Annotated in this window: 16 protein-coding genes; 5 read left to right on the top strand and 11 right to left on the bottom strand. The window is 41.1% G+C overall.

Annotated elements, in window-relative coordinates:
- Positions 1 to 3 precede the first annotated feature (3 nt).
- The 5 genes from WA1_RS44685 (at position 4) to WA1_RS44660 (ending at position 9,158) form a co-directional block, all read left to right on the top strand.
- A complete protein-coding gene (locus WA1_RS44685) occupies positions 4 to 2,010 on the top strand; it encodes a PAS domain-containing protein (protein ID WP_158516778.1) in 2,007 nt (668 codons plus the stop codon).
- 4 nt (positions 2,011 to 2,014) lie between these two features.
- Complete coding sequence (locus WA1_RS44680; protein ID WP_017744836.1) at positions 2,015 to 2,395, top strand: response regulator; 381 nt, start codon at positions 2,015 to 2,017, stop codon at positions 2,393 to 2,395.
- A gap of 311 nt (positions 2,396 to 2,706) precedes the next feature.
- Positions 2,707 to 5,922, top strand: coding sequence for a GAF domain-containing protein (locus WA1_RS44670; protein WP_017744834.1), 3,216 nt, complete (start codon positions 2,707 to 2,709; stop codon positions 5,920 to 5,922).
- Positions 5,923 to 6,167: 245 nt separating this feature from the next.
- Complete coding sequence (locus WA1_RS44665; protein ID WP_066613266.1) at positions 6,168 to 6,527, top strand: hypothetical protein; 360 nt, start codon at positions 6,168 to 6,170, stop codon at positions 6,525 to 6,527.
- Positions 6,528 to 6,710: 183 nt separating this feature from the next.
- Positions 6,711 to 9,158 carry a DUF4347 domain-containing protein gene (locus WA1_RS44660; RefSeq protein ID WP_017744833.1) on the top strand — a complete coding sequence of 816 codons (2,448 nt, stop codon included), beginning with the start codon at positions 6,711 to 6,713 and terminating at the stop codon, positions 9,156 to 9,158.
- 326 nt (positions 9,159 to 9,484) lie between these two features.
- Here the strand turns inward: WA1_RS44660 and WA1_RS44655 are convergent, their stop codons facing one another.
- From WA1_RS44655 to WA1_RS44605, 11 genes are all read right to left on the bottom strand, one after another.
- The gene (locus WA1_RS44655; protein ID WP_148662892.1) at positions 9,485 to 9,787 is read right to left on the bottom strand and encodes a hypothetical protein; all 303 of its coding nucleotides are present in this window, start codon (positions 9,785 to 9,787) and stop codon (positions 9,485 to 9,487) included.
- A 420-nt stretch (positions 9,788 to 10,207) separates the two neighbouring features.
- A complete protein-coding gene (locus tag WA1_RS44650) occupies positions 10,208 to 10,615 on the bottom strand; it encodes a hypothetical protein (RefSeq protein ID WP_017744831.1) in 408 nt (135 codons plus the stop codon).
- A 258-nt stretch (positions 10,616 to 10,873) separates the two neighbouring features.
- Positions 10,874 to 11,719, bottom strand: a complete 846-nt coding sequence (locus WA1_RS44645; RefSeq protein ID WP_017744830.1) for a pentapeptide repeat-containing protein — start codon at positions 11,717 to 11,719, stop codon at positions 10,874 to 10,876.
- Positions 11,720 to 11,989: 270 nt separating this feature from the next.
- Positions 11,990 to 14,671 carry an iron uptake porin gene (locus tag WA1_RS44640; protein ID WP_017744829.1) on the bottom strand — a complete coding sequence of 894 codons (2,682 nt, stop codon included), beginning with the start codon at positions 14,669 to 14,671 and terminating at the stop codon, positions 11,990 to 11,992.
- Positions 14,672 to 14,786: 115 nt separating this feature from the next.
- Positions 14,787 to 17,117, bottom strand: coding sequence for a heavy metal translocating P-type ATPase (locus WA1_RS44635; RefSeq protein WP_017744828.1), 2,331 nt, complete (start codon positions 17,115 to 17,117; stop codon positions 14,787 to 14,789).
- 239 nt (positions 17,118 to 17,356) lie between these two features.
- Positions 17,357 to 17,647 carry a hypothetical protein gene (locus tag WA1_RS44630; RefSeq protein ID WP_017744827.1) on the bottom strand — a complete coding sequence of 97 codons (291 nt, stop codon included), beginning with the start codon at positions 17,645 to 17,647 and terminating at the stop codon, positions 17,357 to 17,359.
- A gap of 96 nt (positions 17,648 to 17,743) precedes the next feature.
- The gene (locus tag WA1_RS44625; RefSeq protein ID WP_017744826.1) at positions 17,744 to 17,938 is read right to left on the bottom strand and encodes a heavy-metal-associated domain-containing protein; all 195 of its coding nucleotides are present in this window, start codon (positions 17,936 to 17,938) and stop codon (positions 17,744 to 17,746) included.
- A 12-nt stretch (positions 17,939 to 17,950) separates the two neighbouring features.
- Entirely contained in the window at positions 17,951 to 18,487 is a 537-nt protein-coding gene (locus tag WA1_RS44620; RefSeq protein WP_017744825.1) for a Crp/Fnr family transcriptional regulator, read from the bottom strand.
- A gap of 113 nt (positions 18,488 to 18,600) precedes the next feature.
- Entirely contained in the window at positions 18,601 to 19,620 is a 1,020-nt protein-coding gene (locus WA1_RS44615; protein ID WP_017744824.1) for an alcohol dehydrogenase, read from the bottom strand.
- Between the two features lie 159 nt (positions 19,621 to 19,779).
- Positions 19,780 to 20,196: a DoxX family protein gene (locus WA1_RS44610; protein ID WP_033335601.1), complete on the bottom strand. Its 417-nt coding sequence runs from the start codon at positions 20,194 to 20,196 to the stop codon at positions 19,780 to 19,782.
- Between the two features lie 87 nt (positions 20,197 to 20,283).
- Positions 20,284 to 21,762, bottom strand: a complete 1,479-nt coding sequence (locus WA1_RS44605) for a cupin domain-containing protein (protein WP_017744822.1) — start codon at positions 21,760 to 21,762, stop codon at positions 20,284 to 20,286.
- Positions 21,763 to 21,814 lie beyond the last annotated feature (52 nt).

Below are 21,814 nucleotides of genomic sequence, written 5' to 3'. Positions count from 1 at the left end.
CCAGTGACCAGTGACAAACTTATGTGTAATTGTACAGAATTAGCGAAGATTAATGAACAACTTACCCTAGCTCTAGAAGCAGCTAATATGGGCATTTGGGACTGGGATTTGCTGACTAACCATGTTATTTGGTCAATCGGTCACGAACGATTGTTTGGGTTACCACCGGGAACTTTTCTAGGAACTTACAACGCTGTTCTTGATTGTATTCATCCAGATGACAGAGAAAAAGTGATTTCAGCTTCGTATCAAGCTTGTACTCCGGGGTATGATTTTCATCAAGAATTCCGCGTTATTTGGCCGGATCGTAGCATCCATTGGATAGAATCGAAAGGAAAATGTGTCTATAACGATGAAGCTCAAGCAGTACGAATGCTGGGAACTGTTATGGAGATTACTGAGAGAAAGCAAGCAGAAGTTGCACTGAAAGAAAGTGAGGAGAGATTTCGACTGCTAGCGGAAACTATCCAGGATGTTTTTTGGATTTCAAATGCAACAAATTCCCAAGTCTTATATATTAGTCCCGCATACAAAAAAATCTGGGGACGCAAGAGGGAAAGCTTGTACGCCAATAGTCAAGAATGGATAGATAGCATTCATCCCGAAGAGCGAGAGTATGTGAAAACGGTTTTTTATGACAGAATTGTTGAAGGAGATTTTGATAAGGAGTATCGTATCATCCTTCCTGATGGAACGGTGAGGTGGATTCGAGACCGGGGGTATACAATTAGGGATGAGCTCGAGCAAGTTAAATGCTTAGTGGGGATTGCACAGGACATTAGCGATCTCAAACAAGCAGAAGCCAGCCTTCAGCAACTTAATGAAAAACTAGAAATGCGAGTTCAACAACGAACTTACGAGCTAGACACTTCTCAATCAACCTTACAACAACTCTATCAACAACTGCAAGCAGAACTCTACGAACGTCAACGCGTAGAACTTGCCTTACGGCGTAGTGAAACTTTGTTTCGTTCTCTCTGCGAGTTTGCACCTGTAGGTATTTTTAAAGCCGATCCACAAGGAAAAAATATTTACTCAAATCCCTGCTGTCAGACCATTGGCGGCTTTACTTTAGAAGATGGTTTGGGGAATGGCTGGATGCAGTTTATTCATCCTGAAGACTTAGATATCATCATGCCTCAGTGGAATGCAACAGTAGCAGCGCCCCAGGAATTTTCTTGCGAGTTTCGATCTCTTCATCGGGATGGAACGATACGATTTTGCCACATGAACTCAGTTCCAATAATTTCCGAGTTAGGCGAACTGATAGGTCATGTTGGCACAATAGAAGATATTACGGAAGATCGAGCAATTGAGAAAATGAAAAATGAATTTATCTCAATTGTCAGCCACGAACTTCGCACGCCTCTTGCATCAATTCGCGGTTCTTTGGGGCTTCTTGCTGCTGGAGTCTTCAACGATCAACCGGAAGTTGTCCAACAAATGCTAACCATCGCCACTAGCGATACAGAACGTTTAGTTAGATTGGTTGATAACATTCTAGATTTAGAACGCCTGGAATCCAACAAAGCCATTTTAGTCAAACAGCAGTGTGACGCTAGCGCACTCATGCGACAGTCCGTAGAAACCTTACAATCTCTCGCAGTAGAAAGCAACATCACCCTCTCTATCTTGCCTGTTTCTGTACAGATATGGGCAGATCCAGACCAAATTCTTCAAACTCTCATCAATTTAGTGAGTAACGCAATTAAATTTTCACCCCCAAACAGTCAGGTTATCTTGAGTGCTAAAGATTTACCAGATTGCGTTTTATTTAAAGTTCAAGATTGGGGACGGGGTATTCCTCAAGATAAGCTAGAGGCTATTTTTGAAAGGTTTCAACAAGTTGATGCTAGCGACTCGCGCCAAAACGGAGGAATCGGTTTGGGCTTAGCTATCTGTCGCTTCATTGTACAGCAACATGGTGGTAAAATCTGGGCGGAAAGTGTTTTAGGAAAAGGTAGCGTTTTTTACTTCACAATTCCTAAATTATCCCCGCACGAAGGTTAAATTTATGTCAGCGAAGCGCATTTTGATTATTGATGACGAAAAAAATTTGTGTACTGTGATTAGGGCTAGCTTAGAAAAAATAGGACGTTGGCAAGTGCTAACATCTTTATCTGGTATTGAGGGATTGAGAAAAGCGGAAACTGAGCAACCTGATGCTATTTTACTTGATGTCATGATGCCAGATATAAATGGTTTAGCACTCTTTGATACATTGCAAAGTCATCCGGTGACCCAAAAAATTCCAGTTATCTTACTCACTGCTAAAGCCCAGAAGCTTGACTTAGAGCGATTTACCAAGTTAGGGGTTGCGGGGGTTATAACTAAACCATTCGACCCTTTAAAGCTTTCACATCAGATCGCTAACATACTTAAGTGGAGTAGCTAATAAAGCGTAGTCCTCAGAATTTCCTCATTTTCTTTGTATATTTTTAAATTATGTACGACCCGCATTTTGCCCTTTCTTGAGTAAGCTACTTTTTTAAACTGATTATGAGAATAATTGTTAACAAGCAACGCCTGTGTATAGATTGCAATTTTTGTCCTGAAAAGTTCACAACTCAGACAGTATTGGCTTGAAGAACTATTGCTGAAACAAGTACTCACTATTTCCCTTATAGCATCTAGTATCGCGATCGCGACTTTAAAAAACATCCTCCTTATGGCAGAGAAGTTGGCAGATTAAAGGAAAACAATGATATGCAGACCAACAGGCCAGATTTTTACGCCCGTCGTTTGACTTCTTGGTTCCAACGTGCAAGTTTACGGACAAAAGCGATCGCTTTTGCTTTTGCTATCGGTACTTTGCCAGTGTTCGTTATTGGAATGCTAACCTACCAAATGGTCAACCAATCAACAACAAGAGAGATATCCAATAACAAGCAAGATAAAGCTAGGTTGCTAGCAGACAGCGCCAACAGATTTATGCTGAGAAGTTATGACAATCTTCAAATCATCGCTCAGCTAATATCTCTGTCAAATGGGAAATTCAATGAAGGGATAAACCGCACGCAGATAGAAACAAAACTAAATGATTATCTAGACAGTGAAAAAAGCTATGAGAGTATTGCCATACTGGATATTAATGGGAATGCGATCGCAGCATCAAAAGGGCAGTTAATTTCCAATCAAAAAAATGAGAACTATTTTCAAGCAGTCCTCAAAACGCGATCGCCTTACATTAGTCAGCCTATAGAAACAAAAGATCCAGAATTGGGCAAAATATATTTAGCATTGCCTATCAAAAACAATACAGGAGAAATTCTTCATATTATCCGAGCGATTATCCCTTTAAAATATTTAGAATCTGTTGTTTTCACCACACAAACAAGTCAGGATAATTACCATTTAGTAGATACTTATGGGAGAATTTTCTTGTGTAGAGATGGAGCCTCTGTCGGTAAATATGCACGAGATAAAATTCCTAACTGGAAGCAGATGTCTGACAGCGAAAAAGTGACAACAGCAATTCTTTTTAACAAACAAGAAAATGTCGAGGAACTTATAACTTATGTCCCTTGGCAAAAACTAGAAAAGTTGCCAGATTTGAAATGGAAACTTGTTTTAAGTACAAATCCAGCAACAGCCCTAGCCGCACAAAGAGATTTATTGCTAGTCTTCCAGATTGGAACATTAGTAACAGCATTGATTGTTGGGGGAATTTCAGCCATTTTTGCTAACCGGCTCGTGTATCCAATTGTAACTGCTAGTACAGCTGTCAAGAAATTAGGACAGGGGAATCTTGATACCCGAATTGCTATTGAAGGCAAAGATGAACTTGCCATCTTGGGTTCTAACATTAATCTAATGGCAGATCAACTGCAACTTCTGTTACAAGAACAAACTGAGGAAGCCGAACGCTTAAAAGTTTTTACAAATGTCTTGCTTTCAATTCGTCAGTCATTAGATTCAGCAGAATTGTTTAACACAACAGTTAAAGAAGCAAGAATTGCTCTCAAAGCCGACCGAGTTGTTATTTATCAATTTTACACCGAAGGAGGTGGAAAAGTTATAGCTGAGTCAGTAGATTTAGGCTTCCCTGTTGCTTTACAAAAGACAATTGAAGATAGTTGTATTGACCGAGAAATCATAGAAGCTTATAGCAAAGGTCGCGTATTGGCTACTAATAATGTTTTGGAAGCAGGCTTTTCCTTCGACCACCTCAAGTTGTTAAAACGATTGCAAATCAAAGCAAATTTAGTCACCCCAATTATCAAAGACAATTACATCTTTGGATTTTTAATTGCCCATCACTGCCAAGAACCTCATTTGTGGCAACCCTACGAAATTAATTTTTTAAGGCAGTTGGCAATTCAAGTAGGATTGACTTTAGAACGAGTGAGTTTGTTGGAAGTGACACAAACATTGAAAGACCTTGCTATTCACTTGTCTAACACTCACAACTCACAAGAAATTTACAATTTTGCAGTTCAAACTATCCGAAAAGCTTTGAAGGCAGATCGAACTGTCATTTACAAGATAGATGAAAATTTTCAAGGAAGCGTTATTGCAGAATCAGTTGCAGATGGTTGGTCTTGTTTTCTTGGGGCAGAGATTTCAGATCCTTGTTTAAAAGATTATGCCGAAAAGTATCAACAAGGTCGTGTTGTAGCAATTAGCAATATTTATCAAGCAAATTTATCTGAATGTTACATTCAACAACTAGAAACCTTTGAGGTGAAAGCCAATTTAGTAGCCCCCATTCTACTGGGTGACAAATTGTTTGGTTTATTAATTGCCCATCAATGTTCGCAACCGCGTCTGTGGCAGCAATCCGAAGTAGATTTGTTTGAGCAATTTGTCAGAATTGTGGGCTTAGCTTTGGAGAGAACCAATCTTTTAGCTCAAGCAGAAAAAGGACGTTTGACAGCAGAACAAGTCTCTAGAGAACAACGTCAACAAAAAGAAAGGCTGCAACTACAATTGCTAAAACTTATTGATGATGTAGAAGCTGCATCTAGAGGCGATTTGACTGTACGCGCTGATGTTACCTCCGGAGAAATTGGCACTGTAGCTGACTTTTTTAACTCTATACTGGAGAATTTGCGAGAAATTGTGATTCAAGTGAAAGTGGCTGCGACTGAAGTGAATGCGGCGATCGCAGAGAATTCTGGAGCCATGAGTCAATTAGCAACGCAATCGCTCAAACAAACCAAAGAAATCGGTCATACCCTAGATACTATTGACCAAATGAAGCTCTCCATTACAGCCGTATCAAAAAGTGCTAAACAAGCCGCAGAAGTTGCTCGGACTGCCTATCATGCAGCTGAAACTGGTGGTATAGCAATGGATTTGACAGTAGAAAATATTCTGTCCTTGCGAGAAACCGTAGGAGAAACTGCCAAAAAAGTCAAAAGACTTGGTGAATCTTCACAACAAATCTCTCGCGTCGTAGGATTAATCAACCAAATAGCGATGCAAACCAACTTGCTCGCTATTAACACTGGTATTGAAGCGAATCGTGCAGGTGAAGATGCTCAAGGTTTTGCCGTCATTGCTGAAGAAATCACTGTACTGGCAGCGCAAAGTACTGCGGCGACTTCCGAAATCGAAGAAATTGTGGCTAATATCCAACGTGAAACCAGCCAAGTTGTCAAAGCCATGGAGTTGGGGACAACACAGGTCGTTGAAGGAACTCGTCTCGTTCAAAATACCAAACAAAGTTTGAATCATATTTTAGATGTGTGTCGCCAAATCGATCTATTGGTACATTCCATTTCTACGGCGACAGTCTCTCAGGTACAAACCTCCAAAGAAGTCTCGAATTTGATCCAAGAAATTGCCAAAGTCTCAGAAATGACTAGCAATTCTTCACGTCAAGTTTCTTCATCTTTACAAAAGACAGTCGATATTTCCCAGCAATTGCAAGCCACCGTTCGGACATTTAAGGTAAGTGACCAGCTGAGGAATTCTTGAAAAAGTTTCATACCAAGGCGGACTCGTCGCAAAGCTTTTCTTTCGGACTTTGCGCCTTGCAAATACCTTAGATTTTCGTAAATGGCAAGCGGAACACTACTCTTTTTTTATACTAAATATGGATTTCCTACCAGAACCCCTATCCTCAGAATAAATATTCTTTGTAATTAAGAGCCAATTAGGCTTTCTAGCTTGCATCATCCTCATTACCAACCTTTTTATTCACAGTTGATAAGCCGTATAAATTGCAACAATTTTCCGCTCTCATTCAAAATTTAGGAGATCGTTGTGAGGAAGTTGTGAGGAATTCAGGATTTTGGGCATTATTGATACAAAAATTAATCGCACTCACCGCCTATCGTCTTGTTCCCAAGGGACTTCCAAATAAAAAAGTCTTCAAATATCTCTTGTGGTACGGGCGTCTCGCCCGTCAGCACTTGGAAAGCAGGCAAGCCTCAGCACTTGGAAAGCAGGCAAGCCTCAGCACTTGGAAAGCAGGCAAGCCTCAGCACTTGGAAAGCAGGCGAGGACGCCCGCCCCACAAGATGGAGAATTATTTCTTGGAAGTCCCCAATTCCTCTTTAGCGCCTTCCAACAAGTCATAATTTTGGATTTTGGATGAAGACAACCTTGCCGGGACTTCATTTCAACCAATATCTATCTCTTAATTGAATCTTGATGCTTTTTTCCGTACCGATACGCTAGTTATTAACTGGCACACAGCATAAATTGTGATATGTGGAGTGAAAAAAATAAGTATTGCATTATTTTATTAAGAAAAAGTAATCATGACACAACAAAATAATCATATTCAAGAATTAAATCTTGTTTTTATAGATCCGACCGTTCTCAATTACCAAAACTTGATAGCTAGCGTTAAGTCAGACCATCAAGTCGTTATCCTAGATTCAACAAAAGACGGGGTTGCACAAATCAGTGAGTTCCTACAAACCAATCCCTTTCTTAAAGAAGGTGGAGTCGTCAAATCAATTCATTTGACTTCCCACGGTATAAAAGCTGGTTTGCAACTGGGTTCAACGCAACTGAACAGCGATACTCTGAAATCCCATGACAAGGATTTGCAGCATTGGGCAAAGGCTTTAAGTGATGATGCTGATATTTTGCTTTATGGTTGCGATGTGGCATTTGGGGAGGAGGGAAAAACTTTTATACTGCAACTCAGCCAGTTAACAGGTGCCGATATTATTGCATCAGATGATTTAACGGGAAATGCTGCTTTGGGCGGGGATTGGAATTTAGAAGTTGTTACTGGGTCGATTGAAGCATCTCTAGCGTTTCAATCTGAGGTAATGGAAGCCTATGGTGAAGTCCTCAGTCAGTTTATTGTCACTAACACCAACGACAGTGGTGTTGGTTCTTTACGACAAGCAATTCTTAATTCCAACAGCACTTCTGGAACTCAGGATATTGTCTTTAGTTTACCTACAAGTGCGATCGTTAACTTAGCTTCAGCACTCCCCAACCTTACTGATAGCGTCAATATTATTAACTCCACAGGGGCGAAAAATTTAACAATTCGCCGAAACTCAGGGGGAGATTACAGTATCTTAACCATTAATAACGGTCAGACAGTCAATATTGAAGGGTTGACTCTCACCAATGGAAATAGCGAATTTGGTGGGGGTATCTATAACGAAGGCACATTAGCGATCGCAGATAGCATCATTAGTGACAATCAGGTGACTCAGACGGGGGGTGGTATCTATAACGAAGGCACATTAACGATCTCCAACAGCACCATTAGTGGGAATACTGCTCAAGTTGTAGGTGGAGGTATTGGTGCTGCAACGGGCTTCAGTATTGCCAACAGTACTATCAGTGGTAATACAGCTAAGTTTGGTGGAGGTGCTATCGCGGATGTAATAGCTACTGGTACTGTCAACATTTCCAACACCACTATTTACAATAACTTTTCAAGTGCTGGTGGAGGTGGTATCGATCTCATCACGTTGACCGTAAATATCAAAAATTCTATCTTAGCAGGAAATAAAAATGATGATGGCGAACAAAATTTTGCCGCTCCAGGTAATGGTAAAATCGTATCCTTTGGGCATAACATAGAAAGCGGTACAGACGCTGGTTTTACATCAACAGGTGATTTACAAAATACGAACCCTCTGCTTGCACCTCTAGCTGATAACGGTGGTTCTACCCTAACTCATGCCCTACTTCAAGGTAGTCCAGCTATTAATGCAGGTGATAATACGGGTGTACTGACGACGGATCAACGAGGCAATCCGCGAATTGTTGACGGTACAGTTGACATTGGTGCATTTGAAGTTAATCCCTATCCTTCCAAAGTTAGTTTTGGTGCGGCTAGCTATCACAAGACAGAAGGTAATAGCGATACGACAGTGACTATTCCCGTTACCCTAGATAGCATTCCATCCACTACTGTGACTGTTCCTATAGCTATCAGTTCAAGTAGCACCGCCACATCAGACAATGACTATTCCTTTGCTCCGACAACTCTCAGTTTTAATCCCGGAGTCACAGGTACAGCATTAACACAACAACTTAATATCACGATCAAAGCCGATAACTTACCAGAGAACGACGAAACAATAGTGTTTAACTTTGGCACTATTCAAGGTGCGGTTGTTGGCACAATCAACACAACGACTCTCACTATTGCGGCTAATGATGCTAGTCCAAATACCTTAGTAGGAACTGATGGAAGCGATGAAATCTCTGGGTTAGCAGGGAATGAAACTATTATCGGCAAACTGGGTTCTGACACGATAAATGCTGGCGAGGGCGAAGATACTGTATTCGGTGACGAAATCATATCTGTAGCCGATGTTACCTCTGAGAACAACGATACGGTAAAAGGTGCTAATGGTAGCGATCTCATCTTTGGCGGCGACGGAGACGACAAGCTATACGGTGATGCTGGCAACGATAAGATATGGGGTAACGATGGGTTTGACCTGATTTGGGGAGGAGAAGGTAATGATTACCTTACAGGAGGACAAGGCAATGATGTTTTTGTTGTGTCTTCAAATGAGGGTACTGATACCATTAACGACTTCCAAGAGTATGACATCATTGGGTTGGTAGGCGGTTTAACTTACGCTCAGTTATCCATAACTCAAATCCTTGACAACACGTTTATTTTTGAAAGTAGCACTCAGAAAATTCTTGCCATTTTAACTGGAGTTCAATCATCAACGTTAACATCCAATCGCTTTCAGGATGCAACAGCAAATGTTTGATAAGTAGCTTAGGAATAAAAATTTGAAACCCTCCCAACCACCCCTCGCTGCTTAGTTAAGCGTAATGTTTGGGATTTAATACGAAAATAAGCTTTTGTGAGGTTAATCACAGGCTCTAGAGCGCCAGTACAGTATTCCAAAAGGAGGCAAAAAACCCGGTTTCTCTCTGTGGTCAAGCTTGATATGTCGTAGGCTCAACTCGGAAAAACCGGGTTGAGTGTGATTTCTGTACCGATGCTCTAGTTCTCAATAATCATAACGTTTCCAGCATACGCACAAAAATTTGGGTTCATTACGGTAAAATTTTTTGGGCGGGATCTACCGCTCTATTTCTCAATACTTGTTTGTTGAGCGAACTTCTTGAATAAGTTTAAAGCATCGTCCCAAGAAGGAATATCGTAATACAAGAAGTCGCCAGATTGCGAGTGCGTATATACAGCTAATTTTTCGCTCTTTCCTTCAAATAGCAAAAATTCATCGTCGGTAGTGCTGTGAGTGAAAACGGGTAATTGCTTGTACCCATTTTGCTTTAGCCAACCATTATAGTCTATGTCAAAGGATGTTTTTTCTGTGGGGTCGCCATAGCGGATTACAAACATAGCCGCAACAGAGTGGATTTTGGTAGTCAACCCCTCCCTTGTACTACAAACGTACTACACATAGGCGTGACAACCGTTTGACTCTCAGTGCAATTTGTAGGATTTTGTAGTGACTGCGGGCTAACTCTACTTAGGATTGGCGATCGCCCAGCACAAAAAAGCCCGCGCTAGGGTTGAACAGGGGTTTGATGTATTTCAATCCCCGTCACGTCCAAAAAAGAGTTCCTGGCACAGGCTCTAAGGCTGGTTGTTCACTTTATTGCTAGCAACAGAAAAAACCCATACCTGATAACTGCATTACGGCATATGGGAGATAGTAGTTCAGTCTGTTTGCGTTTGCATACTAATAATAATTTCGCTATTACATGAAACAATGATGAAAAAATCATGAAATTTTTCTCATGACGGATAAAAAAATTTTTGATAACGTAAGCAATTTACGTATTACATTCAATCCCTGATAGCAATAAACGAATCATCAGTTTCCTCACACTGCATATAAATACGTCTTTGATCGATAATCGTCAGTATTCTATATGTATCAGGAATAAAGAAACTAAGAGTGCTGTTTAGAACAGTTGTAATAGACATTGGAAAAAAATCAATATTCAAAACAGAATGGGGTGTGTTTTTATACTTCAAAAATAAGGTAGCGTTTTCTACATACCATTCACCAATCGTTTTATTACCGAAAGGTAATTGCATCAGTTCATTGATAACCGATGTTTTTTGATTCCAAGTTTGTTCATAAGTATAATCATCTTTTAAGATCAGCATAAAACCTCCTCGACTTGTTTCAAATCGCCATTTACCAAAAAGGAAGTCTTTGATCTGCGAATCTAAAAGATTACTTTCCATATTATTTCAAAATGTAAACACAAAGCGGAACAACTGCTTATAGGTGTAAGCCACCTGAACTTATGCAGTTCGCTTTGGTATAACCACTAACTATGACAGGCGAGACGCCTGTCCTACACAACTAACCATTAACCATGACAGGCGAGACGCCTGTCCTACACAACTAACCACTAACTATGACAGGCGAGACGCCTGTCCTACACAACTAACCATTAACCATGACAGGCGAGACGCCTGTCCTACACAACTAACCTTTTATTAACTTTTTGCCAACCGCCAAAATGCGATCGCCGCCCCAAAAATGCTAAAAGTGCTGAGAAGAAGATGAAGAATAGGTATACTGGGAGCAGGTGAAGAAGAATAAATTTCACCATTGGGCATTTTTGCTCCCTGAAGGTTAGTTTCCTCAAGGTCTGCGTCTTGAAGGTTAACTCCCTCAAGAACGGATTGCGACAAGTTAGCATACCACAGCTTGGTTTTCTGAATACTTGCTGATGTTAGATCTGCTTGTGAGAGATCGGCTTGTGTAAAGTTCGCTTCCCGTAGATTTGCTTGTCGTAGATTGGCTTGCCATAGCTTAGCTCCTGTGAAATTAGCTTGTTGAAGGCTACCTACAACTGACAGGTTTGCTTGCCACAAGTTTGCTTTGGATAAGTTAGCTTTTCGTAGGTTTGCTTGCCAAAAGATAGCTCGCGATAAATTAGCTTGCAAAAGATTGGCTTGCGATAGATTTGTTTGTTGAAGACTTGCTGATGACAAGTTCACTTGGGAAAGGTTAGCTTTCTGAAGATTTGCAGATGACAAATTGGCTTGCGACAAGTTAGCTTGTGTCAGGTCAGAGCCTGACAAGTTAGCGTTTTGAAAGTTGGCATACTGAAGGTTAGCTCCTGATAGAATAGCTCCTGATAAGTTAGTGTCCTGAAGATTGGCATAATCTAGATCGGCTCCTCGCAGCTTAGCTTGTGATAAATCGCATTTAATACACTTTTTTGTTGTCAGCAGTTGCTCTATATGTGCGGGATTGGCAGCATACACCGGAGTTGTTACTAGAGCCATACTACCGATCGCAACAGTTAGAGGAATTTTCAGTGAATTGTGTTTCATATAATACAGACTTTTTAGAAAGCGGATTGACTGGTAAATACTTTTTTAATTTGTATGCCTGCTTTGTTTGCGATCAACTTCCTTAGCAGCTACTACTACACTGAGTGCTTTGAGCGCATGATGACTTTCTTCTAAACTCCTGTCAACTTTCCGGTAAAATAATGGTAAAATGCTAGAGAACTAACCACTAACAACTAACCACTAACAACTAACCACTAACAACTAACCACTAACAACTAACCACTAACAACTAACCACTAACAACTAACCTTAGAAAGAAAACACTGTGCGGAGTGTACCTGTAAAAACGGTACCATTGCTTTCCTGATTGCCTGGGTTTGTAATGACCTGTACGACTGGGGTAATTTGAATATTGTTGCTGATAGGATAGTTGTAAAAAGCTTCAAAATTAGTTTGAGTGGCATTGCCAACATCACGAGAAATGAAAGGCTGACCAACAGCAATCCCTGCTTTAGCCCCACGTACAAATAGGTCAGGAAAAGCTAGACCCAGCATCCAATAACTGGGGTTGATGTCGCCAAAGGTTGTGTCTTTATAACTAGCGTGACCATAGCGCCCAAAGACAGCAACTCGATCTGAAAAAGCGAATTCAAAGTTGGCTCCAAAGACATTAAATTGTCCACCTAAAATATTACCAAAGGCATACTGGAGACGAACTGCGAAGTTTTTAGCAGGTGCATATTCTACTTCAGCTATCCCTTGGTAAGGGTCGCCAAACAATCCCCCAGTACTACCTCCATTAGGGTAAAGAGTGTACCCTATTGGAAAAAGACCAGGAACAAAGGAGGTCGAATCTCTTGAAGTGGGTTCATTAGCAGCAGCCGCTATATAACCTGCTCGTGCTGTAAATGGACCATCGCCTGGGTTCCAACTAATGACAGCACCTGCACCCAAGCCCTGAACTGGAAACAGAAGATAGTTGTTAACAAATGCTTGAGTGGAAAAATCTAAAAAGCTAAGGTTGGCGTAGCGATTTGTGTCTATGTAGTCGCTAAGAACTATCTTTGGACCGAGGGAAAGAGTTACGTTTTTGAGGGGAGAGAAGGTATAAAAGAGGCGGGAAATACCAAATTGTTCTACTGGAGGTTTTGCGGCAAAATCTAAGACGCTACCAAGACTGGGTTCAAGAAATCCTGCAGCGTTATCATCTGCACCATCGCTTCCTGCATCCAATCGAATTTTCAACAAATCGGAACCACTAAAACTCGTGTTAAAATCTAAGGCGGCTCGATAAACAAAGGTCGTATTAGGTTGTTTTGTCGTAATCTCTCTACCGGTCACGTCAACGATGCGATCGCCACTAAAACTACCTCCCGTTACACCAAAGATGACTTGACCTGTTAACTGGGTTGTTGTCGAAAACTGGTTTGCTTGCAGTTCAGAAGTACGAACCTCTAATGCGTCTACACGTCCCTGCAACCTAGTTAACTCAGCAGCAAACTCTTCTTGAAGCCGTTCTAAGAGAGCTATATCATCACGGGAAATAACTGGGGTGCTCCCTTGTGCTACGAGCTCGTTGATTTGCTCAATTGTTGTTTGGAGTGCGCTAGCAAATTCATAACGAGTCAATGCTCGGTTACCCCGAAATCCACCCTTTGGATTGGCTTTATTAATCCCATAGCGATCGTTTAAAGAATGAAGTGCTTGAAAAGCCCAGTCAGATGGTTGGAGATCGTCCAGTTGACTGACGGGGGTGATATCAACTTCCGATCTTTGCCGATTCTCTAGTTGACTCACAGGAGTTATCTTAACTTCTGCAATTTGCCGATTATCCAAATCTTTACGCTTGACTGCATCTATTTGTCTGCGGACAGTTTGTTCAATGGGAGGAACGCTAGTATCGGGGGCTTCTTCTATTGTCAGTTCTAATGATAAATCTTTAGCTGAGCTTGAAACGGCTTGTTCTTTTGAGTTTTTTTTTGGCTCTAAGATGGTGTTATGTCTTTCTATTTGGGCTGTGGTAGTAGGATAAGCAGGGAAAGTTATATTATCTTCTGGTTCCCAAAGTTCAACTAATTCTAAGACAGCAGGTGTTTTTTCAGAAAGTTCTTCTTCTGTAAAACTAGAGCTGTATGGACGTAAAGAATAAGGCGCACGGAAAGTTTTTTTTGAAGATATCTGTGTAGGTACTTCTGTAGAATCAGCAATTTCTTGGGGTTGTGACGAGTTGGTAGTTGGAGAAGCTGTAGAGAAGAATTTTACAGAATCAACAAGATCGTATGCAGCTAAAGAGTAAGGAGGAGAAGATTGAGATGAAGAGTTTTGTGTAGAATCAGCCATTTCGGATGATGATTGTAAAGACTGGGGAGTCGCAGCAGTTTCTGAGAATAATTCTAAAGAATTAGTAAGATTGTCCGAACGTGAAAATTTTCGTTTTGAGTTCTTGCTTTTATATGGACGTAAAGAATATGGAGATGAAGAATTTGCTGGCTTTTGAGTCTTTTGCGTGGTTTTCCTTCCCAAAACCTTTGATTTTTCAATCATTAATTGTGCCAGACTTTTAGATTTGGGTTCTTGGGGAATTTTTTCCTGGCCTTTTAAAAACTCTAAATCAGTAGAAGAACGTTTTTCAGAGTCTTTATTAAAGCACAATAAGTTGCAATCCGGCAAGGGATAGAGTTGTTCGTGCTGTGAGAAACCCGGTTTATCCGAGCAGTATTGCAATAAGTTGGTGTTTGAAAAATCGCAAGGTATGACGGCTTCTGCTGTAAAGAGCTTATTTTTTTGAGCTTGCTCACGAGAATATATAACTGCTCTAGGGGGAGGTAATACCTTAGAAGGTAAATTCGTTTCCACAGCGAAAATTTTCTCAAAAGGAATATTTTCAGGTATTTCTGTTTCAGCGCGAGTTGGATGTTGTTGGGTAACTATGCCAAGAAGACTCAAGCTACCAATCACAGATAAATTGGGAAATCGGTGTCGTAAATTCATTTTTTTAATGGTTGGTGGTGTAGGACAGGCGTCTCGCCTGTCAAGTTATTAGTGGTGTAGGACAGGCGTCTCGCCTGTCAAGTTGTTAGTGGTTAAATGACAAATAACCACTAACCTAAAAATAAATTTTGGGTTGAAATGAACGCAGGCGTAAGGCATTAGTAATGACAGAAAATGAGCTAAAAGCCATTGCGGCTCCTGCAATAACTGGATTTAGTAACCATCCAAAGAAAGGAAAGAGAATTCCAGCAGCAATGGGAATTCCAGCAAGGTTGTAAATGAAGGCAAAAAGCAAATTTTGGCGAATGTTGCGAATAGTCGCACGGCTTAACTGAATCGCTGTAATGATTCCTTCTAAGTCGCCAGATATGAGGGTGATATCGCTAGCGGCGATCGCAACATCTGTCCCGGTTCCTATGGCAATCCCAACATCGGCTTGTGCAAGGGCGGGTGCATCATTAATACCATCGCCTACCATAGCGACAAGTGATGGGCGATTAGCCATGAGCGATGGTTTTCCCAATCCCCTGTCTTTATTTACCAATCCCTCACTCTGCAAAGACTGAATGACTTGAGCTTTTTGATTGGGTCGAACTTCTGCAAACACTCGCTTGATACCTAGTTGTAGAGCCATTGCGATCGCAGATGCACGATTGTCACCAGTCAGCATGATAACTTCTAAACCCATTTTTTGGAGCGTTCTGACAACTTCTTTTGATGAAGGTTTTAAAGCATCTGAGATTCCGACTAAGCCTTGAATCGATCCATCTACTGCAATCCACACTAAGGTTTTACCTGTTGCTTCTAAAATTGTTTTTTGTTTGTGGAATCTGTATGTATTAATACCTTGTTCTTCTAGCCAACGTTGTGTTCCTATTTGAAGCAAACAACCTGAAACTCCACCTTGAATACCCATCCCTGGAAATGCTTGGAAATTCCTGGCTCGTAGAGACTGGAGCTTTCGCGTGTCAATACCTTGAGATTTAGCGTACTTAATTATTGCTTCAGCTAAGGGATGTTCCGAATCTTGTTCTACCGCCGCAACCATTTGCAGGAGTTTAAGTTCGTTGTTATCTTGCGTACCTTTAGTAGTGAAAAAGTCGGTTACAGTTGGCTTTCCCTCTGTGAGAGTTCCAGTTTTATCTAGCACAATAGTTTCTATTTTGTGCGCTAGTTCTAAGCTTTCAGCCCCTTTGATTAAAATGCCATGTTCTGCACCTATACCCGTTCCTACCATAACTGATGTGGGAGTTGCTAAACCTAAAGCGCAGGGACAAGCTATAATCAGTACCCCGATTGCTGTTATCAAGGCAAGGGTGAGGTTACCTACAATACTAAACCAGATGAGAAAAGTGACGATCGCGATCGCGATAACTGCTGGTACAAACCATCCTGTCACTCGATCTGCCAAGCGCTGAATTGGTGCTTTTGAACCTTGGGCTTCTTGCACTAGCTTAACGATTTGGGACAGTACTGTATCGCGTCCCACTCGTGTTGCTCGGAACATCAAAAAACCTGTTTTATTAATCGTAGCACCAATAACTTCATCGGGTGGTTGTTTTTTGACAGGCATACTTTCACCTGTAATCATGGCTTCATCCACAGAAGAAAGTCCATCAATCACTTCTCCATCTACCGGAATTTTTTCTCCTGGACGTACTAAGATAACATCACCAACAGTCACTTCTTGAATTGGAATATGAATTTCTACACTATCGCGGATAATACAAGCGGTTTTTGGTTGCAATCCCATCAATTTACGTATAGATTCGTAGGTTTGACTTTTAGCATGATGTTCCAACAGCCGACCTAATAAAATTAAGGTAATAACAACTGTTGCGGCTTCATAATACACATCAGCCATTAAACCGTGAGATGTAAACAATTCAGGAAAAACAGTGACAAATAGTGAATAAAAATAAGCTGCGCTCGTCCCTAAAACAACTAATGTATCCATTGTTGCTGTCCGATGTTTAAAAGCTTTCCAGGCATTACGATAAAAGAAAGCACCACACCAGAATTGTACGGGAGTTGCTAATAGTAATTGTACCCAATGATTACTCAAAACTGACGGAACAAAGGATAAGTGCATTCCTATCATATGTGGTAGCGATCCCAAAAGAATTTGGATGCTGTGAATACTGGCAAATATCAATTTGCGTGTAAGGTTGCGTGACTTTGCCAGATAGGCTGCACTTTTTGCATCCTCTTCAACAGTATTTATGACCTCATCCGAGCCAGAGTAAGAAGAGTATCCAGCATCATTGATAGCAGCTTGAATTTTTTCTAAATTAGTTCGCCACTTTTCATACCGAACAGTAGCAATTTCTGCACCAAAGTTAACATTGCACTGCAATACCCCAGGTACAGAACTAATTGCTGCTTCAACACTGTGGGCGCAAGCTGCACAACTCATACCACTTAATTTTAAGGTGAGAGTTTCCATGTAAGATTAACCTCATTAATCAGTGAGCAGTGACCAGTGACCAGTGAGCAGTGAGCAGTGACCAGTGAGCAGTGAGCAGTGAGCAGTGACCAGTGAGCAGTAACTAGTGACAAATGACCAATTACGTATACTTTAAAAGCCACTAAATTGATTTAGGTAAAAAAAAGAAATAGATTCATTCTTTAAATCCCCTACTTTTGAGTATGGAGATTAATCGGTCACTGGTCACTGGTCACTGGTCACTGTCTTTTGATATGTTTACGCCCGTTAAATATCCGTAGCATACTAAACCCAGTTACTAGTAACCCTAACAATGCCAAACCGCTTAGAGCTGAATAAACTACGTAACCAGAACCAAAAAAAATCTTGCCACTATGGATTTTACGGATGACTTTAACTGCAGCGTCAAAATGCATCTCTTCCAAGATAGGTGAAACAGTTCCTGTTAAAGCCATCAACATTAGAGGTAAGGATACCATAATTGATAGTTGTCGATGGTATTTGCGAAATAAAGATGAAACGGTTGCCATAAGTTATTTTGTTCCTTGAAGTGTGAAGTGTGAAGTGTGAAGTGTGAAGTGTAAAAGATAAACTTTGTATTCTTTTATCTTTGATCTTCATACTTTTTAAATGGCAGGATAACCAATTGTGACTAGTGCTTGTCTGATTGTGACTTCTGATACTTTTGTAGCGACACTCACAAGCTTTAGTTTTGGTTCTGTTTGCACTGTAGCGTTCGGATCGATGGATTGAATTGCTTTGATAATCTTGTTTGCACAGGCAGAACAAGCCATTTTTGGAATTGTTAATTGGAATGCCATAGTCATGTCTTGTTAGGAGTGAGAACAATCGTCAAAACTGATGTCGTTGTATTTCAAGGAAACTGCGTCTTGATAGGTAAGCATAGCGGCTAATGCTGTCTCGGTCTCGCGTAAACGCTGTGCAATCAAATAAGTAAAACTGCGCTTGATCGCTATGCCAAGATTGATATTGCCGTCCATAAATCGGTGGAAAGCTTCAGAAGTCAATTCCCAGACCAAACAAGATGTTGTAGCTACTACAGAAGATGAATGAGGTCTACTCTCAATAAAAGACATTTCACCAAAAATCGCAGGCGCAAGTGTACGCCGTAAAGTGACTTCTCGAAATTGGCTCAATTCATGTTCTGGTGCAAGTTTGCGAACCTGGCAGACTCCTTCAAAAAGGATGAGAAGAATTGGTTCTGTGGTGCCTTCTTCAATCAATCTTTCACCAGATTGAACTTTGCGTAATTTACCATGAGAGAACAATTTTTGTCGCTGAGTTTGTGGTATCGAGAAGAAAGGCAGATCGTTAAATTGGCTGAGAAAATCGGTATCAATTGCGTTCATAGTTCTTACCAATTGAAGTGTGAAGTATGAAGTATAAATTATGAATTACGAAGTATGAAGGATAAAGTATGAAGGGTAGAATCTCATTTTTCATCCTTTATCCTTCATACTTTCTATGGGGAAATTTGCAAAACTACTCGAAAACGAGCTTTGTTGTAGAGCATTCGTTTGTAAGCTTCTGCCACATTTTCTAATGAAAATACTTCAATTAAGGGACGGATTTCACTTATCATGCAAAAGCTTAAGGTTTCTTCTGAATCTTTAGCGTGTCCGCTATGCCATCCTTGAACGGATTTTCTGCCTTTAATTAACTGTATTGGAGATATTTCTAATGGTTCTCCTGATGCCCCTACAATTAACAACTTGCCATTAACAGCTAACCCATTAACTAAAGAAGACATTGCTTTGCTATTTGGTGCTGTGGCTAGGATAACCTTTGCTCCCCCCATATCAATGAGTGCTTGTGCAGCATCAACTAATTCAGTGTCAACATATTCAGAAGCACCCATTTCGAGGGCAAGTTTTTTCTTATCTTGTCCGCGTGATACTGCCACCGTTTTAAAACCCATTTTACGGGCAAACTGAATGGCTAAATGTCCCAATCCGCCGACTCCTTGTACGGCAACAATATCACCTACTCTTGCTCCAGAATTGCGTAAGGCATTAAAGGTTGTAATTCCAGCACATAATAAAGGTGCTGCTTCAATGGAACTAAAGTCTTCTGGAATGCTAGCGAGTGCTGAGCTTGGTACAACTGTATATTCTGCATAACCGCCATCAAAATCTATTCCTGTGATTGCAGAATTTTGGCAATTGCTAAAGTCGCCTTGAAGACAAGGTTCACACTGGAAACAATGCCCACCATGCCAGCCAACACCTACACGTTGCCCTTGCTGCCAAGTGGTGACGCCTTCTCCGACTTTATCAATAGACCCAACAATCTCATGACCTGGTATGCGGGGATATTTTAGCCCGTGCCAAAAACCTTCTTTGACAAACACATCACCATGGCAGATACCACAGGCTTCTATTTTGACGCGGACTTGATTGTGTTGGGGTTCGGGAATTTCCCGTTCGACAACTTCAAAATCTCCACCAGGTCTGCTGACCTGAACTGCTTTCATTAAACCCATAATTGCGTTCCTTCAATCTAATACCATTTTGGATTTTAGATTTTAGATTTTGGATTGAAAAAGCCTGACTGGGACTTAATTTCAACCAACTATCTATTACTTCTTACTCCCCACTCCCCACTCCCCACTCCCCACTCCCCACTCCCTACTCCCTACTCCCTATTCCCTACTCCCTACTCCCTTCTTCAAATTCACTATAGTGGTTCGGTGGTCAAAACTCACTGCTCCCGGTCCATATTGAACTACCATCATCAATCCACCTAAAATAGCCAAATTCTTCATGAACTGACCTATCTGCATAGGATCGGAAAAATTTGTGTGGAAAATAAATGTGACAGTAATCAAAAACTTGATGAGTGCGATCGCAGCCCAACGAGCTTTGTAACCCAGTAATACTGCTAGCCCAGCAACTAGTTCAAGGACAATAGCACTGACTAAAAATAGACCTGTGAAAGGCATCCCATGAGCAGCCATAAATTGTTGTGTTGCAACGGGATGCAAAATCTTGTTGACGCCAGATTCAAGAAAAACGGAGGATAGTGAAGAGCGTGCAATGAGTGGAATATACTTGAGCATTTTCCGTACAATCGATTTGGAAAAACTACCTTGTGGTCTGAAAGCTAATTTGTATCCGGTAAGCATCGTCCCGGAATTATCGCGAACTTAAACCAAGGACTCTGTTGAAATCATTGTACTGAGGTCGGATGTCAACGGGGGTTCCATGATTGAGAGAGGAGAATTAGATTGGGTATCACCTATACCCATGCTTGCAATATATTCCTCAATTTCTGGAGATGTAGAGAATGCAAGTGTTCTTGCAGGTAGCGTTCCTTGATTTGTTAATGCAAAGGAGTTACCTTCAGGTAGAAAGACAAAAGTGTCTTGAGCAGCTGTAAATGATTCATCTCCAAGCTCAAATGTCACATTCCCATCTACGACATAAAATCCTAAATCTGTAGGTGCAGAAAGCAGGGATTCGTTTTGAGTTCCCGGTCGAACGGAAACATCAAGCAGGGAAATTTTTCCATCTGTATCTGCTGCAGTTGCGACAAAGGTATACTCGTCGTTACCTAAGGACACTTTCAGACGTTCTTCGTCGTTTGGCAGTATTGTTGGAAAACTGTCGGGTTTATCCCCGTTTTCTAAAGTGTAGGTATTGTCTTCTCCAAAAGTGAGAACAAGTTCGTCTTGTAATAGCCCAACAATAGCACCGTCTGTGGGATTGGTGATAGCTAATTCAAGAGTTTGTCCAGGTACTTCAGAACCGTCAACGGGAATCTCTACGGTTTTTGTTCTTTCCCCTGCGGCAAAATCAACTGGAATTGCAGTACCGTTACTCAGAGCAAGTGTTGCACTCACTGCTGTATCTGCTTGACCGGGACGAAGTAATGTCACTTCAGGAACACCAGTTAGTGTCTCATTGAGTCCGGCTGAAGGGAAGATGATTGAATTTTGAGCCTCTACTCCATATTCAGCTAAAACCTCTGTGTAGTTATCTAAGATTTCGCTAGGGGGAATTTCGTTGGGAGGTGGTTCTAAAATTGAGCCGGGTACACCAACTGTTGCAAATGCGTTCTCCAAACCTGGTGGTAAAGTAAACTCTAAATGCCGTGATGGTGTGTCACCTAAGTTGACAAATCCATGAATATCATCTTGGTGTTTGTAGACAAATGTTCCAGGAGTTGCAGTGATAACTTCGTCATTCAGTTGGTAAGAAATTTCTCCATCTAGGATATAGGCAAACTCATTTTCTGTACGGTGGATGTGGGGAAAAGGACCGCCCTGGGGAAGAGTGTAGAAGTCAAACAGAGAGTATTGCCCGTTGGTATCTTCGCCATCTGCAACAAAAGTAGCGTGATCGCCAACTAACCAGTAACCCGGTCGATTTATATCGGGTAGTACGACTGGCTCTTCAGGATTTCCTACCAATGTGTCTTCTGCTGTGAGATTTTCTGCGCTCGTGTTGTACTGCATTGGCATCTCAGAATTAGCTACCAATGTGTCTTCTACTGTGAGATTTTCTGCGCTCGTGTTGTACTGCATTGGCATCTCAGAATTGGCTACCAATGTGTCTTCTTCTGTAAGATTTTCTGCGCTTGTGTTGTACTGAGTTGGAAGTGTTGTTGTTCCATCGTGTGCCATGATAATTCTCCTTAAAAAAGTCACAAAGTTGAACTATACCAATTTGAAAAAA

It is taken from the genome of Scytonema hofmannii PCC 7110 (assembly GCF_000346485.2).
Classification (GTDB): Bacteria; Cyanobacteriota; Cyanobacteriia; order Cyanobacteriales; family Nostocaceae; genus Scytonema; species Scytonema hofmannii.
This window is presented reverse-complemented; position numbering and strand designations above follow the sequence as displayed.

Excerpts from the sequence above, each read along its gene's own strand:
- WA1_RS44645 (WP_017744830.1), bottom strand. The coding sequence starts at position 11,719 with ATGAAACACAATTCACTGAAAATTCCTCTAACTGTTGCGATCGGTAGT.
- WA1_RS44605 (WP_017744822.1), bottom strand. The coding sequence starts at position 21,762 with ATGGCACACGATGGAACAACAACACTTCCAACTCAGTACAACACAAGC.
- WA1_RS44670 (WP_017744834.1), top strand. The coding sequence starts at position 2,707 with ATGCAGACCAACAGGCCAGATTTTTACGCCCGTCGTTTGACTTCTTGG.
- WA1_RS44620 (WP_017744825.1), bottom strand. The coding sequence starts at position 18,487 with ATGAACGCAATTGATACCGATTTTCTCAGCCAATTTAACGATCTGCCT.
- WA1_RS44625 (WP_017744826.1), bottom strand. The coding sequence starts at position 17,938 with ATGGCATTCCAATTAACAATTCCAAAAATGGCTTGTTCTGCCTGTGCA.
- WA1_RS44680 (WP_017744836.1), top strand. The coding sequence starts at position 2,015 with ATGTCAGCGAAGCGCATTTTGATTATTGATGACGAAAAAAATTTGTGT.
- WA1_RS44610 (WP_033335601.1), bottom strand. The coding sequence starts at position 20,196 with ATGCTCAAGTATATTCCACTCATTGCACGCTCTTCACTATCCTCCGTT.
- WA1_RS44650 (WP_017744831.1), bottom strand. The coding sequence starts at position 10,615 with ATGGAAAGTAATCTTTTAGATTCGCAGATCAAAGACTTCCTTTTTGGT.
- WA1_RS44635 (WP_017744828.1), bottom strand. The coding sequence starts at position 17,117 with ATGGAAACTCTCACCTTAAAATTAAGTGGTATGAGTTGTGCAGCTTGC.
- WA1_RS44640 (WP_017744829.1), bottom strand. The coding sequence starts at position 14,671 with ATGAATTTACGACACCGATTTCCCAATTTATCTGTGATTGGTAGCTTG.
- WA1_RS44615 (WP_017744824.1), bottom strand. The coding sequence starts at position 19,620 with ATGGGTTTAATGAAAGCAGTTCAGGTCAGCAGACCTGGTGGAGATTTT.
- WA1_RS44660 (WP_017744833.1), top strand. The coding sequence starts at position 6,711 with ATGACACAACAAAATAATCATATTCAAGAATTAAATCTTGTTTTTATA.
- WA1_RS44630 (WP_017744827.1), bottom strand. The coding sequence starts at position 17,647 with ATGGCAACCGTTTCATCTTTATTTCGCAAATACCATCGACAACTATCA.